The 16906-nt window shown below is 54.8% G+C and carries 16 protein-coding genes; 14 read left to right on the top strand and 2 right to left on the bottom strand.

Going from position 1 to position 16906, the window contains the following annotated elements:
• The first annotated feature begins 16 nt into the window (after positions 1–16).
• The 6 genes from flgG (at position 17) to flgL (ending at position 6382) form a co-directional block, all read left to right on the top strand.
• Positions 17–799 carry a flagellar basal-body rod protein FlgG gene (gene flgG, locus HA50_RS07710; RefSeq protein ID WP_084873874.1) on the top strand — a complete coding sequence of 261 codons (783 nt, stop codon included), beginning with the start codon at positions 17–19 and terminating at the stop codon, positions 797–799.
• 62 nt (positions 800–861) lie between these two features.
• Positions 862–1572, top strand: a complete 711-nt coding sequence (locus HA50_RS07715) for a flagellar basal body L-ring protein FlgH (RefSeq protein ID WP_084873875.1) — start codon at positions 862–864, stop codon at positions 1570–1572.
• A 9-nt stretch (positions 1573–1581) separates the two neighbouring features.
• Positions 1582–2688 (top strand): flagellar basal body P-ring protein FlgI, encoded by a 1107-nt coding sequence (locus HA50_RS07720; RefSeq protein ID WP_084873876.1) that lies wholly within the window; start codon positions 1582–1584, stop codon positions 2686–2688.
• Positions 2688–3629 carry a flagellar assembly peptidoglycan hydrolase FlgJ gene (gene flgJ / locus HA50_RS07725; RefSeq protein WP_084873877.1) on the top strand — a complete coding sequence of 314 codons (942 nt, stop codon included), beginning with the start codon at positions 2688–2690 and terminating at the stop codon, positions 3627–3629. Before HA50_RS07720 ends, flgJ begins: the two co-directional genes overlap by 1 nt.
• Positions 3630–3750: 121 nt before the next feature.
• Positions 3751–5397, top strand: coding sequence for a flagellar hook-associated protein FlgK (gene flgK / locus HA50_RS07730; protein WP_084873878.1), 1647 nt, complete (start codon positions 3751–3753; stop codon positions 5395–5397).
• Positions 5398–5419: 22 nt separating this feature from the next.
• Entirely contained in the window at positions 5420–6382 is a 963-nt protein-coding gene (gene flgL / locus HA50_RS07735) for a flagellar hook-associated protein FlgL (RefSeq protein ID WP_084873879.1), read from the top strand.
• Positions 6383–6535: 153 nt separating this feature from the next.
• On the opposite strand, the gene rne is transcribed toward flgL, so the two are convergent.
• The gene (gene rne, locus HA50_RS07740) at positions 6536–9790 is read right to left on the bottom strand and encodes a ribonuclease E (protein ID WP_084873880.1); all 3255 of its coding nucleotides are present in this window, start codon (positions 9788–9790) and stop codon (positions 6536–6538) included.
• Positions 9791–10363: 573 nt separating this feature from the next.
• On the opposite strand from rne, the gene rluC reads away from it, so the two are divergent.
• Positions 10364–11320: a 23S rRNA pseudouridine(955/2504/2580) synthase RluC gene (gene rluC, locus HA50_RS07745; RefSeq protein ID WP_084873881.1), complete on the top strand. Its 957-nt coding sequence runs from the start codon at positions 10364–10366 to the stop codon at positions 11318–11320.
• Between the two features lie 12 nt (positions 11321–11332).
• Here the strand turns inward: rluC and HA50_RS07750 are convergent, their stop codons facing one another.
• A complete protein-coding gene (locus HA50_RS07750) occupies positions 11333–11914 on the bottom strand; it encodes a Maf family protein (protein WP_208617311.1) in 582 nt (193 codons plus the stop codon).
• Positions 11915–12057: 143 nt separating this feature from the next.
• On the opposite strand from HA50_RS07750, the gene yceD reads away from it, so the two are divergent.
• The 7 genes from yceD (at position 12058) to acpP (ending at position 16875) form a co-directional block, all read left to right on the top strand.
• The gene (yceD, locus tag HA50_RS07755) at positions 12058–12579 is read left to right on the top strand and encodes a 23S rRNA accumulation protein YceD (RefSeq protein ID WP_084873883.1); all 522 of its coding nucleotides are present in this window, start codon (positions 12058–12060) and stop codon (positions 12577–12579) included.
• Positions 12580–12593: 14 nt separating this feature from the next.
• Positions 12594–12764, top strand: a complete 171-nt coding sequence (gene rpmF / locus HA50_RS07760) for a 50S ribosomal protein L32 (protein WP_013508656.1) — start codon at positions 12594–12596, stop codon at positions 12762–12764.
• Positions 12765–12790: 26 nt separating this feature from the next.
• Positions 12791–13831, top strand: a complete 1041-nt coding sequence (gene plsX, locus HA50_RS07765; RefSeq protein ID WP_084873884.1) for a phosphate acyltransferase PlsX — start codon at positions 12791–12793, stop codon at positions 13829–13831.
• A complete protein-coding gene (locus tag HA50_RS07770; RefSeq protein WP_084873885.1) occupies positions 13832–14785 on the top strand; it encodes a beta-ketoacyl-ACP synthase III in 954 nt (317 codons plus the stop codon).
• Between the two features lie 15 nt (positions 14786–14800).
• The gene (fabD, locus tag HA50_RS07775) at positions 14801–15733 is read left to right on the top strand and encodes an ACP S-malonyltransferase (protein ID WP_084873886.1); all 933 of its coding nucleotides are present in this window, start codon (positions 14801–14803) and stop codon (positions 15731–15733) included.
• A gap of 10 nt (positions 15734–15743) precedes the next feature.
• The gene (gene fabG, locus HA50_RS07780; protein ID WP_084873887.1) at positions 15744–16478 is read left to right on the top strand and encodes a 3-oxoacyl-ACP reductase FabG; all 735 of its coding nucleotides are present in this window, start codon (positions 15744–15746) and stop codon (positions 16476–16478) included.
• 154 nt (positions 16479–16632) lie between these two features.
• Positions 16633–16875 carry an acyl carrier protein gene (gene acpP, locus HA50_RS07785; protein ID WP_084873888.1) on the top strand — a complete coding sequence of 81 codons (243 nt, stop codon included), beginning with the start codon at positions 16633–16635 and terminating at the stop codon, positions 16873–16875.
• Positions 16876–16906 lie beyond the last annotated feature (31 nt).

A 16906-nucleotide genomic window follows, 5' to 3' on the forward strand; every position in this document is an offset into this window, starting at 1 on the left:
GGCCGAGGATAAAACAATGATTCGTTCTTTATGGATTGCGAAAACCGGCCTTGACGCCCAGCAAACCAACATGGACGTCATCGCCAACAACCTGGCGAACGTCAGCACCAACGGCTTTAAGCGTTCGCGTGCGGTATTTGAAGACCTGATGTATCAGACCGTACGTCAGCCAGGTACGCAGTCATCCGAACAAACCACCTTACCGTCGGGCATGCAGATCGGTACCGGTGTGCGTCCGGTGACCACTGAGCGTCTGCATACCCAGGGCAACCTGTCGCAGACCAGCAACTCAAAAGACCTGGCAATCAATGGTCAGGGCTACTTTGAAGTGCAGATGCCGGACGGCACCTCGGCTTACACCCGTGATGGTTCATTCCAGGTGGATCAGAACGGTCAGCTGGTGACCAACGCCGGTTATCCGGTACAGCCGGGCATCACCATTCCGGCTAACGCCACCGCCATTACGGTTTCACGCGATGGCGTGGTGGATGTGACGGTGCAGGGGCAGACCAACCCGACACAGGTAGGCCAGTTGACGCTCAGCACCTTTATGAACGATGCCGGTCTCGACAGCCTGGGTGAAAACCTCTACCAGGAAACACAGGCGTCAGGCGCGCCGACCCAAAGTACGCCGGGTCAGAACGGTGCCGGTCTGCTGTATCAGGGCTATGTGGAAACCTCAAACGTTAACGTGGCGGAAGAACTGGTGTCGATGATTCAGACGCAGCGTGCTTATGAGATCAACAGCAAAGCGGTCAGCACCTCCGATCAGATGCTGCAGAAGTTAACCCAGTTATAAATCTGGTGTCTTTGGGCCAGCCTGGCTGGCCTGATTAAGAACATGAATAAGGTCAGAACCCCGTGGCGAAGCAAGTGATTCTCAAGCCTGGTCATTGGTTGGTAGCGTTATCGCTGCTGACATTAAACGGTTGTGCGCTGGTCCCACGCACACCACTGGTACAAGGCTCGACAACGGCAGAGCCAACGCCTTCTGCGCCGCCAGTGGTCAATGGTTCGATTTTCCAGGGTGTTGCGCCGCTTAACTATGGTTATCAGCCACTGTTTGAAGATCGCCGCCCACGTAATATTGGCGACACCCTGACGATTACCTTGCAGGAAAACGTCAGCGCCAGCAAAAGCTCTTCGGCGAATGCCAGCCGCGATGGCAGTGGCAGCTTTGGCCTGACCACGGTACCTACCGGGTTGAATGGTCTGGTCGGCGCGAGCGGCGAGAAAGTCGGTCTCGACGGCGAAGGCAAAAACGACTTTACCGGCAAAGGGGGCGCAACCGCCAACAACACCTTTACCGGCACCATCACCGTCACCGTTAATCAGGTATTGTCGAACGGCAACCTGCGTGTGGTGGGTGAGAAGCAGATCGAAATTAATCAGGGAACCGAATTTATTCGTTTCTCCGGTGTGGTTAACCCCCGCACCATCAGCGCCAGCAACGCGGTGCTGTCAACCGCTGTGGCCGATGCACGTATTGAGTACGTCGGTAATGGTTATATCAATGAGGCGCAGACCATGGGTTGGTTCCAGCGCTTCTTCCTGAACATCTCGCCGATGTAAGAGGTTACGATGAAAATGAACACTCTGCTGCGTCTGGGCCTGGGCATGCTGCTCGGTTTCAGCCTTATTGCGCATGCTGACCGCATCCGCGATCTGACCACCGTGCAGGGCGTGCGCGACAACCAGCTGATTGGCTATGGCTTAGTGGTGGGACTGGACGGTACCGGTGACCAGACCACGCAAACGCCGTTTACCACGCAAACCGTCAGCAACATGCTGTCACAGCTGGGGATCACCGTACCGACCGGCACCAATATGCAGCTGAAAAATGTCGCGGCGGTGATGGTCACCTCGTCACTGCCTGCCTTCGCGCGCCAGGGACAAACCATTGATGTGGTGGTGTCGTCACTGGGTAACGCCAAAAGCCTGCGCGGCGGTACGCTGCTGATGACGCCGATGAAAGGCGTTGATAACCAGGTGTATGCGCTGGCGCAGGGTAACATTCTGGTGGGCGGTGCCGGTGCGGCGGCTGGCGGCAGCAGCGTGCAGGTCAACCAGCTTAATGGTGGCCGCATTACCGGTGGGGCCACGGTGGAGCGTGAACTGCAAAGCAATTTTGGCAGCCAGAGCACCATCAACCTGCAACTCAACAACGAAGATTTCACCATGGCACAGCGCATCTCGGATGCCATCAACCGGGGTGGCTACGGCTACGCTCAGGCGCTGGATGCCCGTACCGTGCAGATTCGGGTGTCGCCGAACAACAGTTCTCAAGTCCGTCTGCTGGCCGATATCCAGAACCTTGACGTTTCCGTCCCGCTGGAAGATGCCAAAGTGATCATCAACTCACGTACCGGTTCGGTTGTGATGAACCGCGAAGTTACGCTGAGCACCTGTGCGGTGGCGCAGGGCAATCTGTCAGTGACGGTCAATCAGCAGCAGAACGTCAGCCAGCCGAATACGCCGCTGGCCGGTGGGCAGACGGTAGCCACCACCCAGACGCAGATCGATATGCGCCAGAGTGGCGGGGCACTGCAACACGTCAACGCCAGCGCCAACCTCAACAGCGTGGTGCGTGCGCTTAACGCGCTGGGTGCGACACCGATTGATCTGATGTCGATTCTGCAATCCATGCAGAGTGCGGGCTGCCTGCGCGCCAAACTGGAAATTATCTGATGAGTGATACGCAATCGCTGATGAATGCGGCTTACGACAGCCGCTCGCTCAATGACCTGAAACGTGAGGCCAGCCTCGATCCGAAAGGTAAGGCTTTACAGGTTGCGAAACAGGTTGAGGGGATGTTCGTGCAGATGATGCTGAAAAGTATGCGTGAGGCGCTGCCGCAGGATGGCCTGCTGAGCAACGATCAAACGCGTCTTTATACCTCAATGTACGATCAGCAGATTGCGCAGGAAATGGGGAAACGCGGCCTTGGCCTGGCGGATACCATCGTTAAACAGATGCAACCCGCGCAGGAACCGGATGAAAGCGCCGGTACGGTGCCAATGAAGCTGGATAACAGCTTTATTGTCAGCGCCATGGCTCCGCTCCAGCTGGAGCAAATGGTACGCAAGGCGGTGCCACGTTTGCCGGTGTCGCCGGGCAATTTGTCTGGCGACAGCAGCGACTTCATCGCTCAGCTGGCGCAGCCCGCCAAAGTGGCGAGTGACGAGAGCGGCATCCCACACCATCTGATTCTGGCGCAGGCTGCGCTGGAGTCCGGCTGGGGTCAGCGTCAGATCCTGACGCGTGATGGTAAGCCGAGTTACAACGTGTTTGGCATCAAGGCCAGCGGTGACTGGAAAGGTGAAACCACCGACATCATGACCACCGAATACGACCATGGCGAAGCGAAAAAAGTGCGCGCCAGCTTCCGCGTCTATGGCTCCTATCTCGAAGCACTGACTGACTACGTCAAACTGCTCTCCAGCAATCCACGCTATGCGGCGGTGGCGAATGCTCAGACCGCGGAGCAGGGTGCACAAGCTTTACAGGCTGCCGGTTACGCCACTGACCCGAAATATGCCCAAAAATTGGTGGGAATGATCCAGCAATTCAAAAACATGGGCGAAAAAGTAGTGAAGGCCTACAGCCAGGATTTAACCAATTTGTTCTGATTTTTTTGCCTCAAGTTTCACTTAAGCACGCCGATAACCTTCATAGACCCTGGGCGTCCTGACGCCCTGGTAACCGCACTGATGACAGCCAGCCCGGTGAACGGGAAATTAAGGAACCGAGATGTCCAGTATAATCAACTCAGCGATGAGCGGGCTGAGCGCCGCACAGGCCGCATTAAGTACCACCAGTAACAACATCAGTAACTACACCGTGGCAGGTTACACCCGTCAGACCACCATCCTGGGACAGGCGAACAGTACCCTGAGCGGGAGCAGCTATTATGGCAACGGTGTCAATGTGACCGGTGTACAGCGTGAGTATGATCAATTCATCACCGCGCAGCTGCGTAGTGCCAGTGCCACCTATCAGGCGGCCAACACGCAATATTCTCAGGTTTCGAATATCGACGATTTGTTGTCAACCTCGTCAACCAGCCTGTCCGATTCGCTGCAAAGTTTCTTTACTAACGTACAGAACGTGGTCAGCAATGCTAACGATCCTTCTGCACGTCAGTCGCTGCTGAGTTATGCCCAGGGGCTGGTAAACCAGTTCCAGTCCACCTCGCAATACCTGACTAACATGCAGAGCAGCGTCAACACCGATGTCACCTCCAGCGTTGACCAGATCAATACTTACACCAGCCAAATTGCCGATCTGAATACCCAGATTGCCAAGCTGACCACCGGTGGCGGTTCGGCACCGAATGACCTGCTCGATCAGCGCGATCAACTGGTCAATAGCCTGAATGATATCGTTGGCGTTAGCGTTTCCCAGCAGGATGGCAGCTACATCGTCTCCATGGGCAGCACCACCCTGGTCAATGGCAAAAACACCACAACGCTGGTGGCGATGCCGTCCACCAGCGATCCGTCACGTATCACCGTCGGTTATGTCGATAAGCTGGCGGGCAACGTAGAAATTCCTGAGAAAACCCTGACAACCGGTTCGCTTGGTGGCCTGCTGGCGTTTCGTACCCAGGACCTGGACACCGCGCAGAACCAACTGGGCCAACTGGCGGCAGCGTTTACCACCAGTTTCAACGCCGTACAGACAGCCGGTTACGACAGTAACGGGGATCAGGGGACTGACTTTTTCACCATCGGCAGCCCTGAAGTGTTGAGCAACACCAAAAACACCTCCAGCGCCACCGTGACAGCCGCCTGGACTGATACCAGTGCCCTGAAAGCCTCGAATTACACTGTAAGCTATGACGGCAGCAACTGGTCGGTAACGCGTAACTCGGACAACGTCAGCGTCACCCCGACGCAGGGAACCGATGCCAGTGGCAATACCACGCTGAGTTTCGATGGTATGCAACTGACGGTAAGCGGCACGCCAGCGGCCAAAGACAGTTTCCTGGTCAAGCCGGTGCAGAACGTGATTGGCGGTATGTCTGTTGCCATCACCGATGAATCACAAATTGCCGCTGCGGGGACTGCCGACGGTGGTGAAAGTGATAACACCAACGCCCAGAAAATGATGGATTTGCAGGATGCCAATCTGGTGAATGGTAACGCCACGCTGACTCAGGCTTACGCCAGCCTGGTAAGTACCGTGGGTAACAAAACCAGCAACCTGGAAACCAAAAGCACCACCCAGGAAAACGTGGTGAACCAGCTGAGCGATCGTCAGCAGTCAATCTCAGGCGTTAACCTCGATGAGGAATACGCCAACCTGACCAAATATCAGCAATATTACACTGCCAACGCGCAGGTGCTACAAACTGCCAGCACCATCTTTGATGCGCTGATCAGCAGTATCAGCTAAGCAGAAAAGAGGATAAATAACCATGCGTCTTAGCACGAATATGATTTTCAACCAGCAGGTGCGCGGTATTACAGATTCGCAATCCTCCTGGCTTAAAGTGGGTGAGCAGCTTTCCAGTGGCCGCCGCGTCAGTAATCCGTCTGATGATCCGATCGCCGCCTCACGCGCGGTGGTGCTGTCGCAATCACAGGCGAAAAGCACCCAATACGCGACAGCACGTAGCTTTGCGAACCAAAGCCTGGCTATGGAAGAAAACACGCTGTCCAGCGTGACCAGCAGCATTCAGGATGCGCAGACCCTGATTGTTCAGGGTTCAACGGGTACGCTGAGTGATGATGACCGTGCCTCGATCGCGACCGAACTGGAAGGGATCCGCTCGCAGTTACTGGGACAGGCCAATGCGAAGGACGGTAACGGCAACTATATCTTTGCTGGCTATAAAACTGATACCGCGCCTTTTTCTGATACCGGCACCGGCGTCACCTATGTCGGCGGTACCCAGGCGATCACCCAAAAAGTGGACGACAGCCGTACCATGGCGGTAGGCAACACCGGTTCCTCGGTGTTTATGTCGATTACCAGCAACGCCAAAGCAGAGCCGGATGGCAGTGCCAGCGAAACTAACCTGTTCAATATGCTCGACAGCGCCATTGCGGCCCTGAAAGTGCCGCAGGATAACGCTGACGATGCCACCAAACAGACCTTCCAGGACGCCATGGACAAGACCAACCGTGGCCTGAGCAACTCGCTCAACAACGTGCTTTCGGTGCGTTCTGCCATCGGGACCCAGATGGATGAACTGGACAAGCTGGATTCACAGGGTGATGACCGCGATACCATTATGGCATCACAGATGAGTGACCTGGTGGATGTGGATTACACCTCAGCCATCTCCAGCTATACCATGCAACAAACGGCTTTGCAGGCGTCCTATACCGTGTTTACCCAGATGTCGAAGATGTCACTGTTCCAGATTAACTCGTAACTGACCTGAAAATTTGAGCGTACTTAAACCGGGTGCGCTTGCTTTTTCCCACTGCCCTCCGGGGCTGTGGGATTTTTTTTGCCGGTAATTCTTGCTGAACACCAGGCAATAAAAAACCCCGGACTGGCCGGGGTTGGTTTCAGAGCTGTTCGCTTAGATGCTTTCCGGCTTGGTTGCCGGAGCGGTAGACTGATGCGTGGCGCTATGCCCGCCAGCCGAGCCACGACCTGCAAACTCAAACGGCGGACGCACCCAGTCGCTGTGGCGAACCGGTTCAGGTTGCCATGCCGGTGCCGGTGCTTTGGTCATCGGCGCTGAAGCAAAGTGCTTCCAGCGGGTTTCAGCGTTATTCAGCGCGACATCGCGAGCGGCAACCGGAGCCTGAGGTTCCGCAACGGGTTGCTGCGGTTCGTCTGCAGCGACCGGTGCAGCCAGCACTTCTTCCACCTGGGCGACAACTTCTGGCGTCACTTCAGCAGGAGCCACAGCTGCGGTGGTTACGGCTTCATCGACTTCGGCGGCAACGTCAACTACCGGTTCAGCCTGTGCTGCTGTTTCCTGCGCAATCACTTCATCTGCCGCTGAAATCACCGCCGGTTCTTCATTGACCGACGTTTCAATCGGGCTGGTGTCATCGGTATTCACCACCGGCACTTCAGTGTGCGCCTGCGGTTCAGCCTGATGTACAACAGCTTCGGCACTCGGTTCCGCAACCACTTCCTGTGCCACTTCAGCACTGGCTGGCAGGGCAACGGCAGCAGCGGTCTCTTCACGGCTGTAGTCTGGCGTCTCGTTTACCACATCCTGAACAGCCTGTTCTTCAACGGGCTGAGCCACCGGATAACGTACCCAGACTTTACCCGAGGCCATTTCCGGCGATGCAGAGGCGGTAGCCAGCGGCATGGCGGATTGGGTCGGATAACGCTCATCACGATAACGACGACGGCGCTGACCACTGACGCGCAGGTGACGCGGCGAACGACGTGAACGACGCGGCATATTGGCGCTATCACGGTTCTCGTTATCATCCTGGTCATCATTAACCGCTTCAGGTTCTTCATTGAGCGGCGCACGCGGCGTGGTTTCAACCGGTGTTTCGCTAACCAGCGGCGCAACGGTTTCTGCTACGGCGTTTTCGTCACCAAAGCGCACTTTCTGCGTCAGCTGACGGGGTTTACGACGCGGCATCACCTGAACGCGTTCTTCTTCCTGAGCAACGGATTCATCAACGACATCAGCCTGAACAATCGGCTCAGCGGCTTTCTGCTCCTGCTGCTGGGCACGTTTCTCTTCCTGACGACGACGCTGGCGCTCAGCACGCTGTTCACGGCGCTGTTGCTGCTGTTCTTCACGCTGCTGGCGAGCTTCTTCGCTCTGTACCGGGCTACGTTCTTCACGCGGCTCGTTCTGACGTTTGTTGCGACGGTTTTCCGTGGTCTCACGTGCTTCGCGTGGTTCACGCTGTTCACGTGGCTCACGCTGGTCACGTGCTTCACGTACCGGTGCATTCTCACCGTTGCGCGGTGTGCGTTCACGGCGGTTATTACGACGGTTGTTGCGACGTTCGCCACGCGGCTGAGTGTTTTCACCTTCAGCAGCTTTACTTTCCGGTTGCTCACTGGCCGCCGGCGCTGCAGCAGGTGCGTCACCCACAAACAGTTTCTTCAGACCACCCAGCAGGCGCGCCATAAAGCCGGTTGAGGCTGCCGGTGCGACGGCGGTTGCTGTTGCTTTGGCTTTCGGCTCGGCTTTCACTACCGGCGTGATTTCTTCATCCGCTTCAACCGGTGCAGGTGGTGCATCCGGCATCACAAAGGCAGCGAGAGCAGGTTGCTCAGGGCGACGGCGCTCGGCCTGTTCTTCTTCTGAAGGCAGCGCCATTTCTGCTTCATGCAACTTCGGCAGGTGATAGCTCAGCGTCTGAGTTTCTTCGCCTTTACGCACACGCAGCACGGAGTAGTGCGGGGTTTCCATCTGATCGTTTGGCACGATGATGGCGCGAACACCACCCTGGCGCTTCTCAATTGCGCTTACCGCATCACGTTTCTCGTTCAGCAGGTAAGAGGCAACCGGTACCGGCACAATGGCATGAACTTCTTTGGTGTTGTCTTTCAGCGCTTCTTCTTCAATCAGACGCAGAATTGACAGCGACAGCGATTCGTTATCACGGATGGTGCCAGTACCGCTACAGCGCGGGCACACGTGATGACTGGATTCACCCAGTGACGGGCTGAGGCGCTGACGTGACATCTCCAGCAGGCCAAAGCGAGAAATATGGCTGATCTGGATACGCGCGCGATCCTGGCGAACGGCTTCACGCAGACGGTTTTCCACCGCGCGCTGATGGCGTACTGGCGTCATATCGATAAAGTCGATTACGATCAGGCCGCCAAGGTCACGCAGACGCAGCTGACGAGCGATTTCGTCGGCGGCTTCCAGGTTGGTATTGAAAGCCGTCTCTTCGATATCACCGCCGCGGGTGGCGCGTGCGGAGTTGATATCAATCGCAGTCAGTGCTTCGGTGCTGTCGATAACAATAGAACCGCCGGATGGCAGACGCACTTCACGCTGGAAGGCGGATTCAATTTGCGATTCGATTTGGTAGTGGCTGAACAGCGGGATTTCACCGGTGTACAGTTTGATTTTGCTACTGAAATCCGGACGACCCAGAGCAGCGATATGCTGACGTGCCAGCTCCAGCACTTTTGGGTTATCGATAAGAATCTCACCGATATCCTGACGCAGATAGTCGCGGAAGGCGCGAACGATCACGTTGCTTTCCTGATGGATCAGGAAGGGGGCCGGACGGTTTTCCGCCGCTTTCTTGATCGCTTCCCAGTGTTTCAGGCGGAAGCTTAAGTCCCACTGCAGCGATTCGGCAGATTTGCCCACGCCCGCGGTACGCACAATCAGACCCATGCCTTCCGGCAGTTCCAGGGCTGACAACGCTTCTTTCAGCTCAGTGCGATCATCACCTTCAATACGGCGCGAAATACCACCCGCACGCGGGTTGTTCGGCATCAGCACCAGGTAGCTACCGGCCAGCGAAATAAAGGTTGTCAGTGCTGCCCCTTTATTACCGCGTTCCTCTTTATCAATCTGAACGATAACTTCCTGGCCTTCACGCAGCACATCTTTGATGTTGGGACGTCCGTGCGCATTGTAATTAGCGGGGAAATATTCGCGGGAGATTTCTTTCAGAGGGAGAAAACCGTGACGCTCAGCACCGTAATCAACAAACGCAGCTTCCAGGCTGGGTTCAATACGGGTGATTTTACCTTTGTAGATGTTGGCTTTTTTCTGTTCGTGTCCGGGGCTTTCGATATCCAGATCGTACAGACGTTGACCGTCAACCAGGGCAACGCGCAACTCCTCCTGCTGAGTTGCGTTAATTAACATTCTTTTCATCTTGACTTACTCGTTATTCTCTCATGAGTGACAAAGCTGCGGGCATCGTTACCCTGGACGAGAATCAACCGATGGCCCCGTGTCATTAATGCACTGACGTCAACCTCACGGTTGTCGGCGGCTAAAGGGGCGCAAATCTTGTCGGTGGCCTGTTTTTCATAAGGAAATCCAGCGCCTGAAGGTGGAAGTGCTACTCGATTATTCAAAAATCCACACATCCCAGTCTGTCGTCCTGGCTGCAACCCGCAGCCCGCTAAGTGCCTGATTTAACATTACGTCTTACGCCATTGCTGCGTGTCCGTTTAATCCGGCAAAATGACTTATTTCGCTCTTTTTCCATCCTGAATCTTTCCAGGACAGAAACCCCTGCATTATTCCATTGCTAGCCTTCATATAGCAAGGCGACTTTTGCCGAGCTGTGAAGTTTATTCATCCTTAACCTGTTCATTTGCAGGGCTAATCATCGCAACGCTGAAAAAGACAGCATTTCGTCCGTTTCAGCAAGCGACCTGAGAGAGTTAAGCACAGAAAAAGGGGTGGCGCTATCCAGGGACACTATTTAGAATCGCCGCCATGAAAACTGAGAATCCTGGCGTACAATTTGTCGCCATCACGGCTGAAAATGCCGGACAACGAATTGATAACTTTTTGCGCACCCATTTGAAGGGGGTGCCGAAAAGTATGATTTATCGCATTCTGCGTAAGGGCGAAGTGCGGGTAAATAAAAAGCGCATCAAACCCGAATATAAGCTGGAAGAGGGTGATGAACTGCGTATCCCGCCAGTCCGCGTTGCGGAGCGGGAAGAACAGGCATTGTCACCCAAGCTGGAAAAAGTGGCTTCGCTGGCGGATGCCATCCTCTATGAAGATGATTATTTACTGGTACTGAATAAACCCTCCGGCACAGCGGTGCATGGCGGCAGCGGCCTGAGCTTTGGCGTCATTGAAGGGTTGCGTGCGTTGCGTCCGGAAGCTCGCTTCCTTGAGCTGGTGCATCGACTGGATCGTGACACCTCCGGTATTTTACTGGTGGCGAAAAAACGTTCAGCACTCCGTTCCCTGCACGAACAACTGCGTGAAAAGGGAATGCAAAAAGATTACCTGGCACTGGTGCAGGGTGACTGGCCTTCACACCTGAAAGTGGTCCAGGCACCGTTGCTGAAAAATATCCTGCAAAGTGGCGAGCGCGTGGTGCGCGTCAGTGCGGAAGGCAAACCCTCCGAAACACGCTTCAAAGTTGAGGAGCGCTTTGGTTTTGCTACCCTGGTAAAAGCCAGTCCGGTAACTGGCCGTACCCACCAGATTCGCGTTCATACGCTACATGCGGGCCATCCTATTGCCTTTGACGATCGCTACGGTGAACGTGAATTTGATCGCCAGCTGGCATCGACCGGGCTTTCTCGCCTGTTCCTGCATGCCGCTGCGCTGACCTTTACTCACCCGAACACCGGCGAGACGCTGCGCATGGAAGCGCCGCTTGACGGCGCTTTGAAGCATTGTCTGGCGCAGTTACGCCAGAAAAAAGCCTGATCGTGGCAGGCATCAACTCAATGGGTTGATGCCTGCCTCGCGCAACATCTCATTCAGCGCAATCAACGGTAAGCCAATCAACGCATTGGGATCACGTCCTTCCAGCCGTTCAAACAAACAAATGCCAAGACCTTCGCTTTTGAAGCTGCCTGCGCATTGCAAAGGTTGTTCTTTTGCGACGTAAGCGGCGATTTCTGCCTTAGTCAGGTCACGAAAATGCACCGTAAAGGGTTCACAGCATAAAAATTGTTGTGCGCTCTGCGGCTGGATCAACGCTAACCCGGTATAGAAGGTGATTGCCTTGCCGCTGGCCGCAGCCAGCTGGCATCGTGCGTTCTCCTCGGTATGTGGCTTACCGGTGATGTTGCCATCCAGCAGGCAAACCTGATCGGAACCAATGATCCAGCGATCCGGATATTGTTCAGCCAGCGCCTGGGCTTTCGCCAGCGCCAGCCGTTGCACCAGCGCTTCCGCTGCCTCTCCGGGGAGCGGTGCTTCATCGGTATGTGGTGCCGCGCAGATAAAAGGCAGGCCAAGCTTGCTCAATAAAGCCTGACGGAACGGAGAAGTTGAGGCTAAAACCAGCGGTGTCATCATTTTTTTTCAGAATAGATAGCGTAAAGGTGACAGTCATTTTAAACTGTGCGCCGCACTGGATGCGACTAACGGGTGAAAGATGCCGTGAAACGGCCTTTTTCTTTGACTCTATGACGTTACAAAGTTAATATTCGCGCCCTATGCAAAAGGTAAAATTACCCCTGACGCTCGATCCGGTACGCGCCGCGCAAAAACGCCTTGATTATCATGGCGTTTATTCACCTGAACTGGTGGCGCGCGTGGCCGACTCGGTCGTGAGTGTGGACAGTGATGTGGAATGTGCCATGTCGTTTGCGGTTGACAACCAGCGCCTCGCCGTTCTGCAAGGAACAGCGGATGTGCAGGTAACGTTGTTATGTCAGCGCTGCAACCAGCCGTTTCCGCATCAGGTCCACGTAAGCTATTGCTTCAGTCCTGTCTCTACTGAAGAGCAGGCCGAGGCACTGCCGGAAGCCTACGAGCCGGTCGATGTCGATGATTTTGGCGAGATCGACCTGTTGGCGGTGATTGAAGATGAAATCATCCTCGCACTGCCGGTGGTTCCGGTGCATGATTCTGAACACTGTGAAGTGTCCGACGCGGACATGGTCTTTGGAAAGTTGCCTGAAGAGGCAGAAAAACCAAACCCATTTGCCGTATTAGCCAGTTTAAAGCGTAAGTAATAGGAGTAAGGTCCATGGCCGTACAACAGAATAAACCCACCCGTTCTAAGCGTGGTATGCGTCGTTCTCATGATGCTCTGACCACCACCACTCTGTCTGTAGATAAAGTTTCTGGTGAAACTCATCTGCGTCACCACATCACTGCGGATGGTTACTACCGCGGTCGCAAGGTAATCGCTAAGTAATTCTTGCGGTTACGCAAGGCGATACTTTGACACGTTTGACCCTGGCAATAGATGCCATGGGCGGGGACTTCGGTCCCTGCGTGACAGTGCCTGCAGTCTTGCAGGCACTGGCCTCTCATTCGCACCTGATTATCCTTCTGGTCGGCAATCCCGACATCATCACGCCATTACTTGCCAAAGCGGATTCCTCTGTACTGGAGCGTTTGCGGGTTATTCCTGCGGAATCGGTTATTGCAAGTGATGCCAGACCTTCTCAGGCGATTCGTAACAGTCGCGGGAGCTCGATGCGCATCGCGCTGGAGCTGGTGAAAGAGGGTCAGGCACAAGCCTGTGTCAGTGCGGGAAATACCGGCGCACTGATGGGGTTAGCCAAGTTATTACTGAAGCCGCTGGAAGGCATTGAGCGTCCGGCGCTGATGACCGTTCTGCCGCACCAGCAGCAGGGTAAAACGGTCGTACTGGATCTGGGCGCGAACGTTGAGTCCGACAGTGAAATGCTGGTGCAGTTTGCCGTGATGGGCGCAGTGGTGGCTGAAGAAGTGCTGGCCATTGCGCAACCGCGCGTGGCATTGCTTAATATCGGACAGGAAGAGACCAAAGGTCTGGAAACTATCCGTATGGCCGCCGCGGTGCTGCGGGAATCGCCGCAGATCAACTATATTGGTTATCTTGAGGGGAACGATCTCCTCACTGGCAAAACGGATGTGCTGGTTTGCGATGGCTTTGCTGGCAATGTCACGCTGAAAACCATGGAAGGCGTGGTAAGAATGTTTCTTTCTCTGCTTAAGTCGTCAGGTGAAGGAAAAAAACGGGCCTGGTGGCTGAAATGGCTGGGGCGCTGGATCCTAAAACGTTTGACACAGCGTTTCGGTCATCTCAACCCCGACCAGTACAATGGCGCTTGTCTGTTAGGATTGCGCGGGACGGTAATCAAAAGCCACGGTGCGGCGAATCAACGCGCATTTGCCGTGGCGATAGAACAGGCAGAGCAGGCGGTGCGGCGGCAAGTCCCTGAACGGATTGCGGCGCGTCTGGATACTGTATTAGCCAGGAGTGACAAAGCGTAGATGTTTACCAAAATTCTCGGTACGGGCAGCTATTTGCCTAGCCAGGTGCGCAGCAACGCGGATCTGGAAAAAATGGTGGAGACTTCGGACGAGTGGATTGTCACCCGTACCGGTATCCGTGAGCGCCGCATTGCTGCGCCGGATGAAACAGTAGCGAGCATGGGTTACTCGGCGGCACAGCGCGCTCTGGAAATGGCGGGTGTGGCAGCCAGTGATGTGGGCTTAATTATTGTCGCGACGACATCGTCCAGCCACGCATTCCCCAGTTCAGCCTGCATGATCCAGCAAATGCTGGAAATTAACGACTGCGCCGCTTTTGACCTTGCGGCAGCATGCGCGGGCTTTACCTATGCGCTGAGCGTTGCCGATCAATACATCAAAAATGGCGCGGTGAAACATGCGCTGGTGATTGGGGCTGACGTGCTGGCACGGACCCTGGACCCGGCTGACCGTGGCACCATCATTTTATTTGGTGATGGCGCGGGTGCTGTCGTACTGGGTCAGAGCAGCGAGCCGGGCATCATTTCAACCCATCTGCACGCGGATGGTCGCTATGGCCAATTGCTGACGCTGCCTTATCAGGATCGTGCGCAGCAGGATCAGCCAGCCTACCTCACCATGGCAGGCAATGAAGTCTTCAAAGTGGCGGTGACTGAACTGGCACATATTGTAGATGAAACATTGCAGGCGAATAATCTCGATCGCGAAATGCTCGACTGGCTGGTACCTCATCAGGCTAACCTGCGCATTATTAGCGCCACAGCAAAAAAACTGGGTATGGGAATGGATAAAGTGGTGGTGACGCTGGATCGTCACGGTAACACCTCTGCCGCCTCCGTACCGAGCGCGCTGGATGAAGCTGTACGTGATGGCCGTATTAAGCCCGGACAACTGATTCTGCTGGAAGCCTTTGGTGGTGGTTTCACCTGGGGTTCCGCGCTGGTTCGCTTTTGATTACAGGAACGAAAGATGACGCAATTTGCTTTTGTGTTCCCGGGACAGGGATCGCAGACCGTAGGTATGCTGGCCGAGCTGGCCGCTGAATACCCGCAGGTAGAAGCCACTTTCCGTGAAGCTTCTGATGCGCTGGGTTATGACTTATGGCAACTGGTCCAGCAGGGACCGGCAGAAGAACTGAACAAAACCTGGCAGACGCAGCCTGCATTGCTGGCCGCATCCGTTGCGATTTATCGTGTCTGGCAGAGCAAAAATGCCGCACAGCCGGTGCTGATGGCAGGCCACAGCCTGGGTGAATACTCGGCGCTGGTTTGCGCAGGCGTACTGAATTTCGCCGATGCTATCAAGCTGGTGGAACTGCGCGGCAAACTGATGCAGGAAGCTGTTCCGGAAGGTACTGGTGCGATGCAGGCCATTATTGGTCTGGATGATGCGGCAATCCGTAAAGCCTGTGAAGAGAGTGCGCAGGGGCAGGTGGTTTCGCCTGTCAACTTCAACTCACCGGGTCAGGTTGTTATCGCGGGTAACAAAGAAGCGGTTGAGCGTGCCGGTGCAGCCTGTAAAGCAGCAGGTGCCAAACGTGCACTGCCGTTACCGGTTAGTGTGCCGTCACATTGCGCGCTGATGAAGCCAGCAGCAGAGAAGCTGGCCGTTGCACTTGAAGCCATCAGCTTTAACGCGCCTGCTGTGCCAGTAGTCAACAATGTTGATGTGAAATGTGAAACCGCACCAGACGCCATTCGTAGCGCGCTGGTGCGTCAGCTGTATAGCCCGGTTCGCTGGACCGAGGCTGTTGAATTTATTGCCACACAGGGTGTGACTCAGCTGCTGGAGATGGGTCCAGGTAAAGTGCTGACGGGTCTCACCAAACGTATTGTGGATAGCCTGACCGCTGCAGCCGTGAACGATCCTGCTTCACTGAATGCAGCGCTTACCCAGGAATAAGAGGAAAATCATGAGCTTTGAAGGTAAAGTTGCGCTGGTTACCGGCGCGAGCCGCGGCATCGGTCGCGCCATTGCGGAAACGCTGGCAGCGCGCGGTGCTAAAGTGGTGGGTACCGCCACCAGCGAAAGCGGCGCGGAGGCAATCAGTGCTTACCTCGGCAACAGCGGCAAAGGTTTGCTGCTGAATGTGACCGATTCTGCTTCGATTGAGAGCGTACTCGAGAAAGTTCGCGCGGAATTTGGCGAAGTGGACATTTTAGTCAATAATGCAGGCATTACGCGTGATAATTTGCTGATGCGCATGAAAGATGATGAATGGGCGGATATCCTGGATACCAACCTGACATCAGTTTTCCGTCTTTCTAAGGCGGTTATGCGTGCCATGATGAAAAAACGCGTGGGCCGAATCATCACCATTGGTTCTGTCGTTGGAACCATGGGTAACGCGGGTCAGGCAAACTATGCTGCAGCAAAAGCAGGTTTGATTGGCTTTAGCAAATCACTGGCGCGAGAAGTCGCGTCACGTGGTATTACCGTGAACGTCGTTGCACCGGGCTTTATTGAAACGGACATGACGCGCGCACTGAACGAAGATCAACGTTCGGGCATTTTGGCAGAAGTTCCGGCAGGTCGCTTAGGCAACCCGCAGGAAATCGCCAATGCAGTAGCATTCTTAGCCTCTGACGAAGCAGCCTACATCACAGGTGAAACGCTGCACGTTAATGGCGGCATGTATATGGTCTGATAATCACGAAATCATTTGCATTATTTGCGGCAAAAACCGCAGAATAGCGTAAAATCGTGGTGCGACCGGCCGGGATTTTGTTGCATCTTTTTCAACATTTTATACACTACGAAAACCATCGCATAAAGCGAGTTTTGATAGGAAATTGAATAGCATGAGCACTAAAACTATTGAAGAACGCGTTAAGGATATCATTATTGAGCAACTGGGATGCAAAGAGGAGCAAGTGAACGGTCCTGCTTCTTTTGTTGACGACCTGGGCGCTGATTCTCTTGACACGGTTGAACTGGTGATGGCTCTGGAAGAAGAGTTCGATACTGAGATTCCAGACGAAGAAGCTGAGAAAATCACTACCGTTCAGGCAGCGATCGACTACATCACTAGCCACCAAGGCTAATGAATATCTTCAGGCGGTCGCTCGACCGCCT

Source organism: Pantoea cypripedii (assembly GCF_002095535.1).
Classification (GTDB): Bacteria; Pseudomonadota; Gammaproteobacteria; order Enterobacterales; family Enterobacteriaceae; genus Pantoea; species Pantoea cypripedii.

Excerpts from the sequence above, each read along its gene's own strand:
- rluC (WP_084873881.1), top strand. The coding sequence starts at position 10,364 with ATGAAAACTGAGAATCCTGGCGTACAATTTGTCGCCATCACGGCTGAA.
- flgL (WP_084873879.1), top strand. The coding sequence starts at position 5,420 with ATGCGTCTTAGCACGAATATGATTTTCAACCAGCAGGTGCGCGGTATT.
- fabD (WP_084873886.1), top strand. The coding sequence starts at position 14,801 with ATGACGCAATTTGCTTTTGTGTTCCCGGGACAGGGATCGCAGACCGTA.
- rpmF (WP_013508656.1), top strand. The coding sequence starts at position 12,594 with ATGGCCGTACAACAGAATAAACCCACCCGTTCTAAGCGTGGTATGCGT.
- yceD (WP_084873883.1), top strand. The coding sequence starts at position 12,058 with ATGCAAAAGGTAAAATTACCCCTGACGCTCGATCCGGTACGCGCCGCG.
- flgG (WP_084873874.1), top strand. The coding sequence starts at position 17 with ATGATTCGTTCTTTATGGATTGCGAAAACCGGCCTTGACGCCCAGCAA.
- flgJ (WP_084873877.1), top strand. The coding sequence starts at position 2,688 with ATGAGTGATACGCAATCGCTGATGAATGCGGCTTACGACAGCCGCTCG.
- HA50_RS07770 (WP_084873885.1), top strand. The coding sequence starts at position 13,832 with ATGTTTACCAAAATTCTCGGTACGGGCAGCTATTTGCCTAGCCAGGTG.
- rne (WP_084873880.1), bottom strand. The coding sequence starts at position 9,790 with ATGAAAAGAATGTTAATTAACGCAACTCAGCAGGAGGAGTTGCGCGTT.
- acpP (WP_084873888.1), top strand. The coding sequence starts at position 16,633 with ATGAGCACTAAAACTATTGAAGAACGCGTTAAGGATATCATTATTGAG.
- HA50_RS07750 (WP_208617311.1), bottom strand. The coding sequence starts at position 11,914 with ATGACACCGCTGGTTTTAGCCTCAACTTCTCCGTTCCGTCAGGCTTTA.
- fabG (WP_084873887.1), top strand. The coding sequence starts at position 15,744 with ATGAGCTTTGAAGGTAAAGTTGCGCTGGTTACCGGCGCGAGCCGCGGC.
- HA50_RS07720 (WP_084873876.1), top strand. The coding sequence starts at position 1,582 with ATGAAAATGAACACTCTGCTGCGTCTGGGCCTGGGCATGCTGCTCGGT.
- flgK (WP_084873878.1), top strand. The coding sequence starts at position 3,751 with ATGTCCAGTATAATCAACTCAGCGATGAGCGGGCTGAGCGCCGCACAG.